This window comes from Xaviernesmea rhizosphaerae, from assembly GCF_001938945.1.
GTDB classification, from domain to species: Bacteria; Pseudomonadota; Alphaproteobacteria; order Rhizobiales; family Rhizobiaceae; genus Xaviernesmea; species Xaviernesmea rhizosphaerae.
The window spans coordinates 75,247-92,947 of sequence record NZ_MKIO01000022.1 but is presented as its reverse complement, the minus strand read 5'-3'; the positions used below and the strand labels follow the sequence as shown (position 1 = coordinate 92,947).

At 60.7% G+C, this 17,701-nt stretch carries 14 protein-coding genes, 2 pseudogenes and 1 other annotated feature; of the genes and pseudogenes, 12 read left to right on the top strand and 4 right to left on the bottom strand.

The annotated features are described in order from the left end of the window. Positions 1-58 precede the first annotated feature (58 nt). Positions 59-964, bottom strand: a complete 906-nt coding sequence (locus BJF92_RS06970) for a LysR family transcriptional regulator (protein ID WP_075634045.1) — start codon at positions 962-964, stop codon at positions 59-61. A gap of 64 nt (positions 965-1,028) precedes the next feature. Here BJF92_RS06970 and BJF92_RS06965 point away from each other — a divergent pair, with 64 nt between their 5' ends. From BJF92_RS06965 to BJF92_RS06950, 4 genes are all read left to right on the top strand, one after another. Continuing rightward, positions 1,029-1,946: an NmrA family NAD(P)-binding protein gene (locus BJF92_RS06965; protein WP_210187600.1), complete on the top strand. Its 918-nt coding sequence runs from the start codon at positions 1,029-1,031 to the stop codon at positions 1,944-1,946. A gap of 118 nt (positions 1,947-2,064) precedes the next feature. Further along, the gene (locus tag BJF92_RS06960; protein ID WP_075634043.1) at positions 2,065-2,964 is read left to right on the top strand and encodes an SDR family oxidoreductase; all 900 of its coding nucleotides are present in this window, start codon (positions 2,065-2,067) and stop codon (positions 2,962-2,964) included. A gap of 91 nt (positions 2,965-3,055) precedes the next feature. Next, positions 3,056-4,237, top strand: a complete 1,182-nt coding sequence (locus BJF92_RS06955) for an alpha/beta hydrolase (RefSeq protein ID WP_245294681.1) — start codon at positions 3,056-3,058, stop codon at positions 4,235-4,237. A 61-nt stretch (positions 4,238-4,298) separates the two neighbouring features. Beyond that, positions 4,299-4,601, top strand: coding sequence for an SDR family NAD(P)-dependent oxidoreductase (locus BJF92_RS06950; protein WP_078057894.1), 303 nt, complete (start codon positions 4,299-4,301; stop codon positions 4,599-4,601). 36 nt (positions 4,602-4,637) lie between these two features. Here the strand turns inward: BJF92_RS06950 and BJF92_RS06945 are convergent. Next, positions 4,638-5,869 (bottom strand): IS3 family transposase gene (locus tag BJF92_RS06945; RefSeq protein ID WP_143523953.1). Its coding sequence is split into 2 segments (ribosomal slippage): positions 4,638-5,578 and positions 5,578-5,869, totalling 1,233 coding nucleotides; the frame shifts between segments, so codons are not numbered across the junction. After that, positions 5,469-5,585 (bottom strand) — a sequence feature (AL1L pseudoknot). (Overlaps the previous gene by 117 nt.) Before the next feature lie 62 nt (positions 5,870-5,931). Here BJF92_RS06945 and BJF92_RS24700 point away from each other — a divergent pair. Continuing rightward, positions 5,932-6,420, top strand: a pseudogene (locus tag BJF92_RS24700) (SDR family NAD(P)-dependent oxidoreductase); the annotation flags it as partial. 225 nt (positions 6,421-6,645) lie between these two features. Here the strand turns inward: BJF92_RS24700 and BJF92_RS06930 are convergent. Beyond that, entirely contained in the window at positions 6,646-8,994 is a 2,349-nt protein-coding gene (locus tag BJF92_RS06930; RefSeq protein WP_075634040.1) for a hypothetical protein, read from the bottom strand. Positions 8,995-9,223: 229 nt separating this feature from the next. Here BJF92_RS06930 and BJF92_RS26440 point away from each other — a divergent pair. After that, positions 9,224-10,005: pseudogene (locus tag BJF92_RS26440) on the top strand (IS5 family transposase). A gap of 53 nt (positions 10,006-10,058) precedes the next feature. Then, the gene (locus BJF92_RS06915) at positions 10,059-10,532 is read left to right on the top strand and encodes a hypothetical protein (protein ID WP_075634038.1); all 474 of its coding nucleotides are present in this window, start codon (positions 10,059-10,061) and stop codon (positions 10,530-10,532) included. Positions 10,533-10,867: 335 nt separating this feature from the next. Here BJF92_RS06915 and BJF92_RS25085 read toward each other — a convergent pair whose 3' ends face one another. Further along, positions 10,868-11,884: an AraC family transcriptional regulator gene (locus BJF92_RS25085; protein ID WP_158032208.1), complete on the bottom strand. Its 1,017-nt coding sequence runs from the start codon at positions 11,882-11,884 to the stop codon at positions 10,868-10,870. Between the two features lie 44 nt (positions 11,885-11,928). Between BJF92_RS25085 and BJF92_RS06905 the strand changes: the two genes are divergently transcribed. The 5 genes from BJF92_RS06905 to BJF92_RS06885 are packed head-to-tail and all read left to right on the top strand — an operon-like array spanning position 11,929 to position 17,526. Beyond that, a complete protein-coding gene (locus tag BJF92_RS06905) occupies positions 11,929-12,882 on the top strand; it encodes a sugar phosphate isomerase/epimerase family protein (RefSeq protein WP_245294680.1) in 954 nt (317 codons plus the stop codon). After that, a complete protein-coding gene (locus tag BJF92_RS06900) occupies positions 12,879-14,396 on the top strand; it encodes a sugar ABC transporter ATP-binding protein (protein ID WP_075634036.1) in 1,518 nt (505 codons plus the stop codon). Before BJF92_RS06905 ends, BJF92_RS06900 begins: the two co-directional genes overlap by 4 nt. Further along, on the top strand, positions 14,393-15,361 hold the full coding sequence (locus BJF92_RS06895) for an ABC transporter permease (protein WP_075634035.1): 969 nt from the start codon (positions 14,393-14,395) through the stop codon (positions 15,359-15,361). The genes BJF92_RS06900 and BJF92_RS06895 overlap by 4 nt, the downstream gene beginning before the upstream one ends. After that, entirely contained in the window at positions 15,358-16,341 is a 984-nt protein-coding gene (locus tag BJF92_RS06890) for an ABC transporter permease (protein WP_075634034.1), read from the top strand. Before BJF92_RS06895 ends, BJF92_RS06890 begins: the two co-directional genes overlap by 4 nt. Before the next feature lie 54 nt (positions 16,342-16,395). Next, the gene (locus BJF92_RS06885) at positions 16,396-17,526 is read left to right on the top strand and encodes a substrate-binding domain-containing protein (RefSeq protein ID WP_075634033.1); all 1,131 of its coding nucleotides are present in this window, start codon (positions 16,396-16,398) and stop codon (positions 17,524-17,526) included. The last annotated feature ends 175 nt before the right edge of the window (positions 17,527-17,701 follow it).

Genomic DNA, 17,701 nt, shown 5'->3' with positions numbered 1-17,701 from the left:
CATCAAGAGCTTTATGTTGCTGGGAATCGGTATGCGTTTCTCGCGGCGTAATGTCCCTTTATCCCTCTTCCGTGATGAGCCCTTCCACGAATGTCACGAAAGCTCGTACTTTTGCGGAATGCTTCTGGCGCGGTGGATAGAGCGCATAGAGCGGAAAGCGCTCCCCCGGCCAATCGGGGAACAGGTCGATAAGGTCGCCCCGTGCGAAGAGGTGGTGCGCTCCGATAGGAGGTATCTGACAAATTCCGACGCCGGCGAGACAAGATGCCAGCATGGTGGCTGCATCTGAAGTCATCAGTCTGGCACGCGTCTTAACTGGCAAAGTCTCGCCATCCCGATGGAACTCCCAGTCATAGGCGCGACCCTTCACAGGATCCCAGAAATCTATGGTTTCATGGTCGATCAATTCGCTGGGGTGTGAGGGCCGACCTCGCCTTGCGATATACGTGGGCGATGCCGCCGTGATCACGCGCATATCTGCAAGACGCCGTGCAATCAGGTTTTCCGGCGGATCGCCGAAGCGAAGTGCCATGTCAAAACCATCTGCAACGAGGTCCCCGACGGCGTCCCGCATGATCATTTCCACACGCAGTTCCGGATAGGCGGCCAGGAACGCCCCCATACGATCAGACAGGATGGTCTGGGACACGATGGGCGCGACATTGACCCGCAAGCGTCCTTTGACGACACCAGCCGACCCGGACGCTTCCAATGCAGCATCTTCGATGCCATCGAGGTGTGGCCCGACCTGTTCATAGAACTTGCGCCCCTCATCGGTGAGCCGCAGGGAACGGGTTGTTCGCTCCAGAAGGCGAATGCCTATCCTTGTTTCAAGGCGAGCGATGGCCCTTCCGACACCCGAGGCCGTCATTCCCAAAGCCTCTGCGGCTCTCGCCATGGTTCCGGCTTCGACCACCGCCATCAGCACGGTGACACCAGTCAGGAGTCGGCTGTCATAGGCCATGTTAGTTCCGGAATTTGAGTCCACATTGTCCGGACATTATAGCGATAAAATCCCGAATTCAAACATGAGAAAAAGACCTCACGAACAACAGGTCCAGGTGAGGAAAATTCAGATGTTTGCAGTAACTGCGGCTACGGGCCGCGTTGGTGGCAATGCCGCAAAAACTCTTCTCGGCGCCGGTAAATCGCTCCGCGTTGTGGCGCGCGATGTCGGCAAGGCGCAGGCCTTTGCCGATCACGGATGCGAGATTGCTCTGGCGACGATGGAAGACCACGAAGCGCTGACCGACGCGTTTTCGGGATGTGAAGGCGTGTTTCTGGTCGTTCCGCCCAGCCTTGACCAGCCGGAGGATCTGCCAAAGGCGCGGGCGATTGTCGCGGCCTATAAAAAGGCGATCCTGGCAGCGCGTCCAGGCAAGATCGTCGCCCTGTCCAGCGTTGGCGCCCAGGCTGTAGAGCGCAATACGATCAGCGAACTGACGATCCTCGAGGAAGAACTGGCCGATGTCGATCTGCCGATCACCTTCCTCCGGCCCGCCTGGTATATCGAAAATGCCGAATGGGACGTCGGCAGCGCGAAGAATGATGGTGTGATCCACTCCTTCCTGCAGCCCGTTGATCGTGCATTGCCCATGGTCTCGGTTGCTGATGCCGGTCGCACCGCCGGTGAACTTCTGATGGAGGACTGGACGGGCCACCACATTGTCGAATTGCATGGCCCGGATCTGGTCTCGCCGCAGGACATCGCCAATGCATTTGGCAAGGCGCTTGGCCGTGACGTCGGTGTTCAAGCCATTCCGCATGAAGCCTGGGACGGCATCTTCAGAGGTCAGGGCATCAAGGATCCGGAGATGTGGATGAAGTGCCTCGATGGCTTCAATGAGGGCTGGCTGTCGTTCGAGGACAAGGGAACGATCAAGCGCGTCGGCCGGATCGGTGTCGAGGAAGCGGTTGCAGCTCTCGTTGGCGCCCACCGCGGCTAGTTCACACAGTCATTCGCATTGATGCGTCCCCTCGTCCTCGCTGGCGAGGGGACGCATCAAGCGTGGTTCGAAAATACCGCTCCCCCTTCAAAATGCGGCGCGCACTTCGGAGAACATCATGTCGCAGAAACTGCTCGTCACCGGAGCCTCTGGCCATCTCGGCCAGTTGGTTCTCCTTCACCTTATCGCTACGCTCAACGTCGACCCTGCCAACATTGTCGCTACGACGCGTCGACCCGATGGCTTGAGCGCCTTCGCCAACAAGGGCGTCTCTGTCCGCTTTGCCGACTTCGAGGACAAAGCATCCTTGGGGCCTGCTTTCGAGGGCATCGACCGCATGCTGCTCATCAGCACCGACGCTCTGGATCGGCCGGGGCGACGTCTTGAACAGCAGCTATTGGCCGTTAGGGCAGCAGAAGAGGCAGGCATTGGACACGTCATTTACACGTCGATGCCGAATGCCGATAAAGCCAGCGTCATGGTGGCGCCAGACCACGCCAGGACGGAAGCGGCAATCGAAGCGAGCAGCATCCCAGCCTGGACCATCTTGCGCATGCACTGGTACTTCGAGAACCTCTACATGACCTTGCCCGCGATCCTGCACAACGCAGGCCAGTGGTTCCATGCCGCAGGAGAGGGCAAACTGGCGAACCTCTCCCGTGACGATCTCGCCCTTGCTGCCGCGACTGTCTTGGCCGGGCACACTGAGGGCAAGCAGGTCCTAACGCTAAGCGGTGAAGAGGCTTTGACCACGGCAGAGCAGGCGGACCTCGTCAGTCGTGTGCTGGACCGGAAGATCACGGCGATTTCCATCACCGAGAGGTCCCTCGTGGAAGGAATGACGAAGGCCGGCATGCCCGAACACTTTGCGCGGATCTTTGCGTCATTCGACGTCAACACGGCCGACGGGTTCGCCGGGACCGTGACTGGTGATTTTCGCAGGATCACAGGCGTTGGACCGCAGTCGTTCTCCGACTGGCTCGCGAACAACAAGGCAGCTTTGCAGGCCTTGGGTTGACGCCCAAGTGTTTCAGCCCTGGCAGGCCAGGACAGATCGCGCAGGGGCGGGAAATAATCGCTGCATCCAAAATCCTCAAGCATCTATTTGATTGGAGATCGATATGCTTTGCATTGTCATGACTGCATGCCTTTGGCGCAAGGAACCTTCAAGCGCCGGCCAACACCCCAGGACATCTCTGGCTGCGGCCGCAGGACGCCTCGTCACAAGGCTGTCTTGCAGCATCGTTGCCAGCTACGTTTCCGCCGTCTTGCTCGCGCAGCCTCTTATGGCGCAAACCGCACCGATTCCCTCCGGAGCAAGCCTGGAGTTAACACAGGAATGGGATAAGATTTTCCCCAAGAGCGACAAGGTCGATCACCGGAAGGTAACCTTCAAGAACCGCTATGGCATCACGCTTGCGGCCGATCTTTATCTTCCGAAAGAGATCGGGGATCAACGACTGGCGGCTCTTGTGGTCGACGGCCCGTTCGGATCCGTGAAGGAGCAGGTCTCCGGTCGTTACGCGCAAATCATGGCCGAGCGCGGCTTCGCGACCATCGCATTTGACCGCTCCTATACAGGCGAGAGCGGCGGGGAGCCGCGCAATCTTGCGTCGCCCGAGATCAATACGGAAGATGTCAGCGCCGCCGTCGATTACATCGGTCTACTTCCCAATGTGGATCAGAGCCGCATCGGCGTGATCGGGATTTGCGGTGGCGGTGGCTTTGCCTTGAATGCCGCGGCAGTCGACAAGCGCATCAAGGCTGTCGTTGCACTCAGCATGTACGACATCTCCCGCCTGATGGCGCAGGGCTATTACGACAAGATGGATCTTGCCGGGCGCACAGGCATGCTTGAGCACATCAGTCAGCAGCGCTGGGTCGACGCGAAGAATGGCGCCCCGGCTCCGGGCCCGAGCTTCCTGCCTCAGACCCTTGATGGCGTAACTGATCCGGTCGTGAGGATGTACTTCGATTTCTACAAGACGCCACGCGGTTTCCACGAACGGTCGCTGAACTCTGAAGGAGCTTTCACCGGCACCATGCCGCTGTCCTTCGTAAACATGCCGATCCTGACCCGTATAGCCGAGATCTCACCGCGTCCCCTTCTGCTCATCGCAGGCGAGAAGGCGCATTCCCGCTACTTCAGCGAGGACGCTTACAAGGCGGCGGCAGAACCGAAGGAACTGCTGATCGTCAAGTACGCGATCCATACCGATCTCTACGACCAGGACGACAAGATCCCTTTCGATAAGATCGACGCATTTTTCGAGCAGCATCTGAAACCCTAATCATCTCCCGACACTCCCGAACTTGATCGCCGTCAGAGAAGAGGGCGGCAGAGAGGCAAACATGTCTACCAAATCAAAAGTCTGGTTCATTACCGGCACGTCGCGCGGCTTTGGCCGCGTCTGGGCTCAGGCGGCCCTGTCCCGTGGCGATGGGGTGGCCGCCACAGCGCGAAACATCGAGACGCTCACACCCCTCGTCGAGCAATATGGCGATCTGATTCTTCCACTTGCGCTTGATGTCACTGATCGCGCGTCCGCTAAGAGCGCGATTGATGCTGCCGTTGCTCATTTCGGACGTCTGGACGTTGTCGTCAACAATGCCGGCTACGGTCTTTTCGGCATGGTGGAAGAGGTATCAGAATGAACCGCCCCGGCTTTGCCGGAGACCGTTTGGTTTAAGTTATGCGGCCAAAGCTGGTGCGTCCAGCATAGCATAGTGCCGTTCTTCGGCCTCGACTGGCGGTATGTTCCCGATGGGCTCCAGAAGGCGTCGATTGTTGAACCAGTCCACCCATTCGAGTGTGGCGAACTCCACGGCTTCGAAGTTACGCCATGGTCCCCGGCGATGGATGACCTCGGCTTTGTAAAGGCCGTTGATCGTTTCGGCGAGCGCGTTGTCATAGGAATCGCCAACGCTACCGACGGAAGGCTCGATGCCTGCCTCTGCCAATCGCTCAGAATAGCGAATGGACACATATTGCGAGCCGCGGTCCGAGTGATGAACCAGCCCGCCACGGTGAACGGGCCGCCGATCATGAAGTGCCTGGTCGAGAGCATCGAGCACAAAGCCCGCGTGGGCGGTCCGGCTTGCACGCCAACCGACAATGCGGCGTGCAAAGGCATCAATGACGAAGGCCACGTAGACGAAGCCCTGCCAAGTCGCCACGTAGGTGAAATCGGATAACCACAGCATGTTCGGCGCGGGAGCGTAGAACTGCCGGTTCACCCGATCGAGCGGACATGGCGCGGTCTTGTCACTGACCGTCGTGCGGATCGGTTTGCCGCGAATTATGCCCTGCATCCCCAATGCCCTCATAAGCCGAGCGACTGTGCAGCGGGCGATGTCGTAACCTTCCCGTTGCAACTGTCGCCAGACCTTGCGCACGCCATAGACCTGGAAGTTCTCGTTGAACACCCGGCGTATCTCGACCTTCATGGCAATGTCGCGTCGAGCGCGGGCCGACAGACGGTCCACATCCGTGCGCTTGGCGATGACCTCATAATAGGTGGACGGGGCAATCGGCAGCAGTCTGCAAATTGGCTCGACCCCGAGCACCGAGCGGTGTTCGTCGATGAAGGAAATCATCGCTTCAGTGGGCGGTCGAGCTCCGCCATCGCAAAATACGCAGAGGCTTTGCGCAAAATCTCGTTGGCCTGACGAAGCTCGCGGTTCTCCCGCTCCAGAGCCTTCATCCTCTCCGCGACGTCACTCGGCAAACCCGCACGCTTGCCGCTGTCCACCTCGGCCTTCTTCACCCATTCATTGAGCGTATGCGCCGAGCAGCCGATCTTGGCGGCGATGGAAGACACGGCCGCCCACCGCGAAGGATGCTCTGCTTCATGCTCGACAACCATTCGAACGGCGCGGGCGCGGACTTCAGGAGAAAACTTGTTCGTCGTCTTGCTTGTCATAGACCCTACTTCTCACGAGTTGGGGTCTCCGGCAAAGCCGGGGCGGTTCAGAACCTGAGGCCCGCGCCCAGTTCGAAACGAATTTCTTCGGTGCGCTTTGGGTCACGCAAGCAGCACTCCCTCATCTCAGAGCACAAGGCAGCGGCCACATCATTCAAGTCTCTTCGATCGGCGGCGTCACCGCATTCCCGTTCTTCGGCATTTACAACGCGTCGAAGTGGGCCCTCGAGGGGATGAGCCAGGCTCTGGCCGCCGAGGTCAAAGACTTCGGCATCAAGGTGACGCTGGTCGAACCGATGCCATACGCCACGGACTGGTCCGGTCCTTCTGCAAAACAGGCGGAAACCATGAAGGAATACGATGACGTTCGGAGAGGCATCTTGCAGATGTTCGGCAAGATGCCACCCGGCGATCCGCAGGATTCAGTGACATCACTGTTCAAGCTGGTCGACACCGAGAATCCACCGCTACGGGTCTTTTTCGGTAGGGGCGCTGTTGAAGTCATTGAAGCCGAGTATTTTTCTCGAATTGCTGACTGGAAGTGGGCATAACGTGTCCGGCGACGGCCAGTTAATGCCAAAAGACGTAGCCCCTTCGCAGCAATCATCTCTATTGCTCAGCGCAAAAGGAGAAACGAAAATTCGGATACAGCAACAGGACGTCGAGGTCACGGGTTCGTATCCGTTCAAGGCGAAGACGACCAGCAGGGTCCATACAGATGCGGGGCTTGGTTTGCATCTGCATGGGCGATGTGGATCAGCCATTCATCAGAGTGGCTATGCAGCCTCCCAAACCTGATTGAGGATTTTCGCCGCGAGTGCTGCTTTGTCCTGTGGCAGGAAGCGACCGTAGTGCTGCTGAACGACATCCGGTGTATCTTGGATGGCATAACTCGCCTGCTCATACGAACCGGTCTGCTTGAGGATATGCGTTGCCAGAATATCCCGAAGATTATGCGGTCCGTGCGGCAGCAATCCCTTGATAGCGCCGCGGCCGGTATAGGGGTTGTAGATGCCATAGCGTTGGATCACGGTGCGCCAGGCTTCATAGAATTTGGTGGAATCGTATGCCGCGTCCGGGCTGGTTGTCTTCACCGTCTTGACGAACAGGGTGCCGGGATCCTTTGCCGAACCAAGCAGCACACCTCGGTGGCGATCGATATAGGCCTCGAGGTATTTGTAGAGGTCGAGCAAATCCGGCAGCATCAGGCGAAACGGCTTTTGTCCGAAAAATGATGAGCCTGAGTTCTTGAAGGCGATTGATGGGATGAGGACCTCCCATCCGTTTTCCCGATCGCTCCAGCGCAATTCACCGCATTTCATGTCTTCCAGCCGTCGCTCCGAAGTCGGGAAATGCCCACGTGGGCACAAGCGAAGCTGGCGAAGGTTCTTTTGCCGAAGTCCCAGATGCAGGCCGAGGCGCAGCAAAAGGAAAGAGCGGACCGCTTCGGCTGCTGCCCGAGGATATCGGTTTTCATCCGGCATACGCTTCAGGATCTCATCTGTGATCTTGCGGTATTCCGACAGCGGGCTGTCTGCTTCAAGGACCACCATGATCGGCTCGAACGGATCGCGGTGCACGCGCATGACACGCTGTATTTCCTTCGAGCGATTGGCAGCATGCCGGTGGAATGCGTCGCAGGCGCCGTGCCAGTCGCGTGCTGCGAATTCTATCTCCTCCGGCGCGATCAGCCCTTCGATTGGCTGAACCTTCTTCAGGAGCTCCGGATGCTGGCGGATCCAGCCCACCTCTGCCCGCGTGAGAGCTTGCGCCAGCATCAGCATGTCTTCTTCCCATTTGGTGTAGAAGCCGCGGCGCTGCTCCCGCCATTGGAGATACCAGTCCCAGACGCCCGGGAAGATCAACAGGCCAAAGGTTAGTTGGCTGAGCGGCACACCGCGCCCTTTGACGACGCTTGCGGGTGAGGCAGCGAGCGCACCGAACATGAGGCCGAGATGCTCGACCTTCTGGGATGCGGTTTCCTCTCCCCAAACTCCATTTCGTTGGAAGCCGATTGCGGTCAGCGTCGATGTCTTGAAGCGGATCAGATCGGCCATCTCCATAGCCAACCGCAGCAGCGCATCGACGACGCCGGAGAGGAGATCAGGATCTTCAAAGGCCTCGGGATTGTGGCTCGTGCTGTTCGGGTTCATTTGTGGTCGTGGAGACAGGGTGCCTCCGCCATAGGTGATCCCTGGAAATCGTATTGCATAACGCTGTTTGGTTGCCGCCGCCTGGTAGCGGCGATAGTCGGTTGAGCCCGAGATGATGACCCGGCGCACCCATTCGATGATTTCCTCCCGCTTGGAGAACGGCAAGCTGCTGAAATTGTCCGGCAGATGCCATGCAAGTCGTCGCCGCTCCGCAGCGCTGATGTCGCCCATATCATGGCCGTATAGGGAGCGGGATTGGTGCGGGAGCTTCGCTTTGAAATAGCCCTGTCCCAGTCGGTAGCGCCGCTCGATACGGGACAGGATCTCGAAGCTCGTCAGAGATCGCGGCACGCGCTCGCCCTGAACCCACGACAGCAGAGTCTTGTCATCGAACGTCTCGCCCAGGCGAACGACGGCGCGGTAGAGTTGCCAGTAGCTCTCGCCGAACCGGCGCATGTGATAAACGAGCGCATCGCTAAAGCTCGCCGGATCATCGGTCGCCTCAAACAATGGCTCAGGGAATGGGCTGATTGGTTTCGGTTGTGGTCCCCTCGGCACAGATGACGAGGTAGCCGGGGTCTTGTCGGAGAGGATCTGTCGCGCTCTGGAACGCGTCGCAGTTTCCACCTTGCTCTGAACGGTCTTGCGCGATTTCCTGCGTGTTTTCGTCGACTGTATGTCATCGGCGGCAGGCGGTTCTCCGAGCCAGCGGATAATCGCGTCCAGTCCCGGACGGAGCGCCTTCTTCAAATCGGCAGTTAATTGGTTTTCGACCCCGCATGCCTCGCCAATGGCCGTCCAATCCATACGGCCACTAACGATCGGTGGTGGCCGGCGGTGGATGACAAGACCAACGAGATAGGGCCGAATGCTTTCCAGAACGCGCTTTGAGGCGATTGGCGCAATGCGCACCTCGCAGAAATCCGAGATTTTTCGTTGAAAGTGATGAGTTGAAAGATCGTGTTTTGCCATGCTCTTATTCCGTTCTCTCGCCACCAGTGCCGAGCGCGGGCGGGTAGGAGCGGACATTTAACAAATGGTATTGCCGCAGCGGCGAGCTTTTGGGGCCAGGCTGAGCTCCCCAGTTTTCAAATGAAGCATCAAGAGTGTTGTGATCACTACGAATGTCTAGGTCCCGTTGACAAAGTGGATTCCCAAATCAGCGGAAGCGTGATTCAAGACTGGCTTTTAGGAGGCAGTTTTGGCTCGCGGCGACCTGACGGATATGGAATGGCGGATCGTCGAGGGGCTGTTGCCCACCGAACGCGGCAGGAAGTCTCGGCCCTCGCACGATAATCGACGATACCTCAACGTCATGTTGCATGTTCTTCGGGTCGGATGCCCCTGGCGGGACATGCACGAGCGCTACGGAAAGTGGAATTCGGTCTATGTGCGCTTCCGCCGTTGGGCTGAACAAGGCGTTTGGGACGCTCTGCTTGAGACCCTCGTCGAACTCGGGCTGACGGATGACTGGCAGCATATGATTGATAGCAGCACGGTTCGCGGCCATTCGCAGGCTGCGGGCGCTAAAGGGGGACTTATCAGGAGGCTTTTGGTCGATCACGCGGCGGCTTTACGACGAAAATCCACGCCCGAGCAGACGGTCAGGGCCGCCCTCTTGGCTTCGTCCTGACAGGCGGCGAAGCTTCGGACTAAAACGGCGTTTCTGATCTGCTGGCGATACCAGTCGGCAAGCCGAGACTGTGCCTTGCCGACAAAGGCTAGGACGGCGATTTCCTGCGCGATAAACTCCTGATCCATGGGATCAGGCCAGTCATTCCGCCGAAAGCAAACCTGAAGAACCCGCCTGCCTGCGACTTCCGGGCTTACAAGGACAGGAACCGCATCGAGCGGATGTTCAACCGCCTCAAGCAGTTCCGCCGCGTCGCGACCCGATACGACAAGACACGAAAATCCTTCTCAGCATTCCTTGCGCTCGCAGCCGCAAAGATTTGGCTGCCATACTTTGTCAACAGGACCTAGCTGTTCGAAGCCTGCTTTCGCCGCGTCTGTCGCGCTCGCGAAAGCTGCAAAACATGGCCAATGCCATCATCATTCTGGATGAGGCGCAGACCCTGCCGCGCAGCCTGCTTCTGCCGATGACGCGAGCGCTTGTGGAACTGGTCCTGCGCTACGGGTGTACCGTGGTTCTGTGTACTGCCACCCAGCCGGCGCTTGCACGGCGCGAAGGAATCGATTTGGGTTTGCCGCTCGATATCGATCGCGAACTGGCGCTCGATCCCGAAAGTCTGGCCCGGCAGTTGGCTCGCACCCGCATTCGCCATCAAAGTGTGCTGGACGATGCCGCGCTGGAGGCAATGCTCGGTGCGCGCGAGCAGATTCTGGTGATCGTCAACAGCCGCCGCCATGCGCTAGACCTCTACCGCCAAGTGAAGCCGGCGGATTTTGAAGGGCTTGTACACCTTACGACACGGCGATATGCCTCCGACCGGCGACGCATTCTCGCCGAGGTCCGCAGGCGGCTGATGACGGCTTGCCCTGCCGGCTGATCGCTCCCAGCCCCGTCGAGCCGGCGTGCACGTGGATTTCCCGGTCGCTCTTAGAGCAGAAGCGGGCCTCGACCAGATCGTTCACGGGCGCGTGGATCGAACGCATACGACTATGGGATGCATACGGCTTGGCAGGTCGCCTCCTTCGCGGAGGCGTGGATGTGCAGCTTTCCTGAGCCAGCTCTAGCAGTTCTCGTCAGGCTCGTTTGAACAGAAGAGAAAGTGAACATATTCTCACTCCCGCCGATCGCAGACAGCTCTCGCGGTGCGCTCCGCTGGTAAACACCATTTCGCTGTTCGAGGGTCAGGCCAACGAACCACATCGCCAAAGTTGTCTATCGATATCTGCTTGGAGAGTGCCCGTAACGCTTCTTGAACGCGTTGGAGAAGTATTGGCTTGAGTTGAACCCGCAACTTAAAGCGATCTCCGTGACGCTCGCATTGCGGGGTTCCTGCAGCAGGCGGGATGCCTGTTCCAGCCGTAGATGCTGAAGGTATTGGCGCGGCGCCATGTTGGTGAGTTTCTTGCAGTATTCTGAAAACCGCGTTCTCGATAGCCCGCACTCCTCCGCCATGCCTTCGAGGGACCATTCCTCGTCCAGGACATAGGCGAGCCGGCGCAGGAAGATAGCGACGGTGTGCTGCGAGGTCGACAGATTCGGATCGAGCGCGGGCGCCTGCTCGGTCATCCGGTCGATCAGGCTGAGCATCATCGCATTGATGGCGATCTTGAGCCGGGTTTCCCCGTCGGCGGGGCTGCGTTCCAGCAGGATCGATGGGATGGCCTCGAAGCTGCGGCAGAGTTCCGGTCCGCCATCCCAGACGGGTTGGTTGTTTTGCGTCAGGATCTCGCTGAGCTGTGCAGCCTCGTCCCTGGAGAAAATGAGCCAGTCCGGCCAATCCGGCGTTTCGCTCGGTCGGCGCAGGCCGGCGTCGAGGATGATCCACAGCAGGCGGCTCGGGCCAACATTGGGACTGCCGATGGCGTGCAACTGCCAGGGACGGATGACGATGAACTGGCCCTGTTTCAGCGTGTAGGTCGGGTCGTCGACCACGAGATCGAGGCTGCCACGGGCGAGGTAGGCGATCTTGAAGCCTTCGTTGCAGTGGCGCCCAAGGCCCCACGACTGGCTGTGGCGTGCGTCCCAGAAACCGACGGTGCGGATGCCCGGCAGGCGGTTTTCGAGAGAAATGCCGGGATAGTTGCCGCGGGTCCAGGCGTGGAGTTCGACTTCGCCGCGGCGCGCGGCGGCCTGCAGTTCCTTGCAGTTGTCGGCATACATGACAGAGTCGGGCTGGCGGAAAACCGAAGGCCGGACGGAGGCCGGCGAGATGACGGTATGCTTGTTCACGTTGCGCCTCCCAACACAGTGACTTAAGAAATTTACCACTGTTTTTGTCCGCAAGCATTGCCGAGTCAAGCCTGTCATTGTGGGGTCAACCGGAAAGGCGCGCAGCAGACGCGCTTCGCGGTGACGGGAGGACTGTTGTGAAAGTGGCTTTCAACCTGCTGGTAATCGGCGCTGAGATCGGCGAGCAGCACGCGTGTCAGCTGGAGCGGCTGAAGGCGCTCGGCTACGATGCTGTCGAGATTCCCGTTTTTTCCGGCAACGAGCATCACTATCGCAGCCTGGGCAAGCTGCTCTCCGATATCGGTCTTTCCGCTGGCGCGGCCGCCGTGGCGACCGCGGAGGCCAATCCAGTGAGCCCTGACGCTGCGGTGCGTCTCAAGGCCCGCGACCGACACCGCTGGATCATCGATTGCACCGCCGCCATGGGCGGGGAGATCATTGCCGGTCCCATTCATTCCCCGGTTGGGATTTTTACCGGTCTGGCGCCGACCGCCGCCGAATTCGACCATTGCGTCGAGGCGATGCGGGCCATGGCAGAGCATGCGGCGCCCGCCGGTATCCGTATTTCGGCCGAGGCCGTCAATCGCTTCGAGTGCTACCTGATGTCGACGATCGCCCAGGCATCGGCGATCCATCAGGCCGTCAATCACCCCAATTACGGCTATATGTTCGATACGTTCCACGCCAACATAGAGGAAAAGGATCCGCCGGCGACCTTCGAGCGGCATCACCGGGAAATCAATCACTACCATGTCTCGGAGAACGACCGTGGTGTGCCCGGCACCGGCCACGTGCCCTTCGCTGCGCATTTCGATGCCTTGCGACGCTGTGGTTACGACGGCTGGCTGACGGTGGAAGCCTTCGGCCGCGCCCTTCCGGAACTGGCGGGTGCGACGCGCGTTTGGCGCGACCTCTTCGATGATCTCGACGCTCTGTTCGCCGACAGCATCGCCTTCATTCGCCGCGAATGGGCGGCTGCCGGAGACCGGTTGGCATGACGGTCTCGCCCGCTCTCAGCATGACGGGGATCTCGAAGGCCTTTCCGGGCGTGCGCGCGCTGGATGGTGTCGACTTCGAGTGCGTTGCCGGGGAGGTGCACGCCATCTGCGGCGAAAACGGCGCCGGAAAATCGACACTGATGAAGATCCTCGGCGGCAGCTACCGTCCGGATGCCGGCACCATTGAGGTCGCCGGTCGCGCGATCCATTTCACCCATCCCCGGCAGGCGGCCGAAATGGGTATTGCGATCATCCACCAGGAGCTCAGCCTGCTGCCGCATCGCAGCGTGACGGAAAACATCTTCATGGGGCGCGAAATCGTTCGCCGCGGCTTCCTGGACAAGGCCGCGATGCACCGGAAAGCGGCTCTTCTCCTCAAGCGGATCGGCGCCGAGATCGATCCGCGAACGCTGGTCTCATCGCTTTCCATCGCGCTCCAGCAACTGGTGGAAATCGCCAAGGCGCTGCTTCTCGACGCGCGTATCCTCGTGATGGACGAACCGACGGCCGCGCTCGACGAGCGCGACAGCCGAACCCTTCTCGCGCTCGTCTCCACCCTGCGGCGGGAGGGCGTCGCTATCGTCTACATCTCTCACCGCATGCCCGAGGTGACGGCGATTGCCGATCGCATCACCATCCTCAAGGACGGACGAAAGGTCTGGACACGTCGGGCGGACTCTGCGCCGGTGACGGAGATCGTGCGTGCCATGGTCGGGCGCGACCTGAAGGAGTTCTATCCACCCGCGCCGGTCTCGCCGCCGGGCAAGGTTCTGCTGGCCGTTGCGGGCGGCAACAATGCGGCCTTGGATGAAATCGCCTTCGAGGTGCGGGCGGGCGAGATCATCGGCGTCGCTGGCCTTGAAGATTCCGGCAAGGGTGCACTGGCGTCGGCGCTTGTGGGAGACGCGCCATTTGCCGGCGGAACGATGATGCTTGGCGGGAAACCGACAGCGCTTCGCACGCCGAGGCAGGCGACGGCGGCCGGCATCGGCTACCTGCCAGGGGATCGCAAACGCGAGGGCCTCGCCCTGCGCCAGTCCGTGCGCGACAATGCGCTTCTGACGCTCCGTTCGATGGCGGGCCTGTTCACGCGGCCGTTTAAGGGCGCCCTCGGCAATGCGAAAATCGACGAGACGCTGCGGACCATGGATGTGCGCGCGGCCGATTTCGGCCAGGAGATCGGAACGCTGTCGGGGGGCAACCAGCAGAAGGCGATCATCGTGCGCTGGCTGGAGCAGGCCTCGCAGATCCTCGTCTTCGTCGAACCGACGCGGGGAATCGACATTGCGGCCAAGGCGGCCATCTACGAGACGATGCGCAGCTTCGCCGATTCCGGTCGTGGCATCGTCGTCGTCTCCTCCGACATGCCCGAACTCATCGGCATCGCCGACCGGGTCATCGTCATGCACCAGGGCCGCATTTCGGGTTCCGTCGCCCGCGGGGCCGGCGAGGAGGACATCATGAATCTCGCCCTCGGCCTTTCCGGTCCTGCCCTTGGAAGGACCGTCGCATGAGCCAGTCCGCCGTAAAACTCAACGTGGGCATGCCGGTTGCCCTGCTTCTCGCGCTGATGTCCATCGGCCTCTTCGTCGTCGTGGCGCTCTCTACCGGGGAAACCGCACAATTGAGCTGGCAGGGTGCGACCGGCCTTCTTCAGCGCATGGTGGCGCTCGGGCTCGTGGCGCTCGGCCAGACCTTCGTCATCCTCGTCGGCTCGATCGATCTTTCGGTCGCAGCGCTGATCAGCGCCGTCGCGGTGCTCGCCTCGCATCTCATGCAGGGTGACCCGGCGATGATCGTACCGGCCGTCATTGCCTGTCTCGGTCTGTGCGCCATCGTCGGCTTCGTCAACGGCGCGCTCGTGGCCTATGGCGGCATCAATCCTCTGATCGCGACGCTCGGCACGGGTCTCATCATCCAGGGAGTGCTGGCGGCCTCCTTCGGCGCGCTGCAAGGGACCGTGGCACGCGAATTCCAGATCCTCGCCTATGGCGGCGTCCTCGGCATACCCTATCCGCTGCTGCTTCTCGCATCCCTCTCGCTTGCGGCAGCCTTCGTGCTGGACCGCACGCTTTTTGGTGCGCGCATCTATGCTGTCGGCGGCAACCCCGATGGCGCGCGTCTTGCAGGCATTCGCACCGAGCGCGTCACTCTCTCGGCGCACATGGTGGCCAGCCTGTTTGCCGGCGCGGGCGGTCTCTATCTGGCGGCGCGGCTGCAATCGGGTACGCCCTGGATCGGGCGGGATGGCCTCTATGACCTGGAATCCATCGCGGTGACCGTCATCGGCGGCACCATCCTCGCCGGCGGCAAAGGCGGCGTCGCGGGTACGCTGGCAGGCGTCCTGCTTTTTGCGACCCTGGACGCGAGCTTCAACATGCTTGGCATCGATGCTTTCCTGAAGCAGGTCCTGCGGGGCGTCATCGTCATCGCGGCCGTCGCCGTGCACGCCGTTCGCGCGAAGGGACATGTGGCATGACGCGCGTTCCCCAGACGACCCCCTCTCGCCGCCGGGCGGGGCGCATCGCCCTCAATGCCGGTCTGGTCATGTTCATCGTCCTCTACGCAGCGATCGTGCTTTTCCAGCCGACATATCTCGAACCCGGCCTCTTCATGAATTTCCTGCGGCGCGCGGCGCCGCTGGTGATCCTTGCCTGCGGCCAGCTTTATGTGATCCTGACGGGTGGTTTCGATCTGTCGATGGGCGCTGTCGCGACGCTGGTTGTCCTGGCGGCGTCAATACTCATCAACGGCGATCCGGAGATCACCTGGGCCGTCATCGGTGTGCTCTACGGGATGGGCATTGCCGTCGGACTGATGAACGGTCTCGTGGTCGCCTTCCTCAAGGTGCCCTCGATCATCACGACCCTCGGAACGATGCTGCTCGTCAACGGGCTGGCGCTCGCCTGGTCGGGCGGCGCGGCACGCGGCGACCTGCCGGACAATTTCCGCAATCTCGGACGGCTCGTCTGGCGCGACGTTCCGGGGCTGGGGACCCTGCCGGTCGCCGTGGTCGTTCTCGTCGGCTTCGTCACGCTCGCCTGGTTCGGCCTGAACGGCACCGTCTATGGCAAGCGGGCCCTCGCCGTCGGCGACAATCCACGGGCCTCGGAACTGGCCGGGGCGCCTGTTGCTGCGACCCGCATCATCGCCTTCGTGGTTTCTGCGGTTTCGGCTGTCACGGCCGGCATCCTGCTCGGCGGTTTCTCCGGCGTCTCGGTCAATGCCGGGGAGGGGCTGGAACTGCAGGCAATCGCGGCCTGCGTGATCGGCGGCGCGCAACTGCTGGGAGGGCGCGGTTCGATCTGGAGCGCGACCTTCGGCGCACTGAGCCTCTTTGCTCTTTTCACCTTGCTCAATCTCCTAGGCCTGCCGCAGGCGTTCAGGGACAGCATCCAAGGTGTCATCCTGATCGCCGCTGTCGCCGTCACCGCCTGGCGCCGCCGCCGCCGGACCTGACCGGCATTCGCTATCACAACCGCCGGCAAGGCCGGCATTCTGGAGGAGGACGACATGACACTGAGGACACTTCTGGCGACCACCGTCGCATTGACATTCGCCGGTCATGCGCTTGCGCAGGATTTCAACGATCCGGCTGAGTTCAAGAAGCAGCGGGAGTTGCTGGCGATGACGCCGCAGGGGCCGGAAGGCCAGCCTTGGGCGCAGCACCTCGGCGACAGCATGGTCGATACGGCCAAGTACAAAAAGGACGGCCAGGTCACGCTCTGCTTCTCCAATGCTGGCGTCTTCAACCCCTGGCGCGTTGTCGGCCTCAACAATCTCACGGCTGAAGCCGAACTGCACAAGGACCGCCTCAAGGAGTTGATCGTCGTCGATGCCGAGGGCAAGGACGACAAGCAGATCTCCGATATCGAGGCGCTCGTGAGCGGCGGAAAGTGCGACGCGCTGATCGTCTCGCCCAACACGACGGCTGCGCTGACCCCGGCCGTCGAGGCCGCCTGCGCGAAGCTTCCCATCATCGTCTTCGACCGTGGCGTCAACACCTCCTGCCCCGTCACCTACATCCATCCGGTCGGCGGCTACGGCTTCGGCATCACCTCGGGCGAGTTCATCGCCAGCAAGCTCAAGAAGGGCGACAACGTTCTCGCCCTGCGCATCGTCCCCGGCGTCGATGTGCTCGAGACGCGCTATTCGGCCGCCAAGACCATCTTCGACGAAGCCGGGCTCAATGTCATCGGCTCGGAGTTTACAGGCAGCGACCGCGCGAAAACCAAGGCGGTCGTCGAGGATTACATCAATCGCGGCGAGAAGATCGATGCGATCTGGATGGACGCCGGCGACACGGCGACGGCCGCGCTCGAAGCCTTCGAGGATGCCGGGCTGCCTTATCCCGTGATCAGCGGCGAGGACCAGCAGGACTTCCTGCGCAAGTGGAAAGCCGACAAGCTGACGGCCATCGCACCGTCCTATCCGACCTACCAGTGGCGCACCGCCGTCATCGCGGCCCTTGACGTTCTGGATGGCAAGTCTGTTCCCGGTCCGGAGTGGGTGCTTCCGCAGCCGGCGATCACCGAAGACGTGCTGACACAGTACATCGACGAGCGCATGCCGCCGCTGCACTACAGCCTGTGCGGTTGCCAGGACCTGCCGGGCTACCCGGAGCGCTGGGGCGGCAAGAAGTAAGCATGATCGTTGATTTGCATTGAGAAATCTCAGTGCAAATCAACGCAAAAACGTATAGACCGCATACGGCCTCTTTCCGGACACCCTAAATAAACCGTTTGCATGGACTGGCTAGATTTTCGGTCGGCAAGCATCCTACGTAGTGGAGGGTCGTTGGTTCATATTCCTCCATTGC

Bases quoted from the DNA above. Each gene is read 5' to 3' on its own strand.
- BJF92_RS06970 (WP_075634045.1), bottom strand. From the start codon at position 964: ATGGCCTATGACAGCCGACTCCTGACTGGTGTCACCGTGCTGATGGCG.
- BJF92_RS06965 (WP_210187600.1), top strand. From the start codon at position 1,029: ATGAGAAAAAGACCTCACGAACAACAGGTCCAGGTGAGGAAAATTCAG.
- BJF92_RS06960 (WP_075634043.1), top strand. From the start codon at position 2,065: ATGTCGCAGAAACTGCTCGTCACCGGAGCCTCTGGCCATCTCGGCCAG.
- BJF92_RS06950 (WP_078057894.1), top strand. From the start codon at position 4,299: ATGTCTACCAAATCAAAAGTCTGGTTCATTACCGGCACGTCGCGCGGC.
- BJF92_RS06930 (WP_075634040.1), bottom strand. From the start codon at position 8,994: ATGGCAAAACACGATCTTTCAACTCATCACTTTCAACGAAAAATCTCG.
- BJF92_RS06915 (WP_075634038.1), top strand. From the start codon at position 10,059: ATGGCCAATGCCATCATCATTCTGGATGAGGCGCAGACCCTGCCGCGC.
- BJF92_RS06900 (WP_075634036.1), top strand. From the start codon at position 12,879: ATGACGGTCTCGCCCGCTCTCAGCATGACGGGGATCTCGAAGGCCTTT.
- BJF92_RS06895 (WP_075634035.1), top strand. From the start codon at position 14,393: ATGAGCCAGTCCGCCGTAAAACTCAACGTGGGCATGCCGGTTGCCCTG.
- BJF92_RS06890 (WP_075634034.1), top strand. From the start codon at position 15,358: ATGACGCGCGTTCCCCAGACGACCCCCTCTCGCCGCCGGGCGGGGCGC.
- BJF92_RS06885 (WP_075634033.1), top strand. From the start codon at position 16,396: ATGACACTGAGGACACTTCTGGCGACCACCGTCGCATTGACATTCGCC.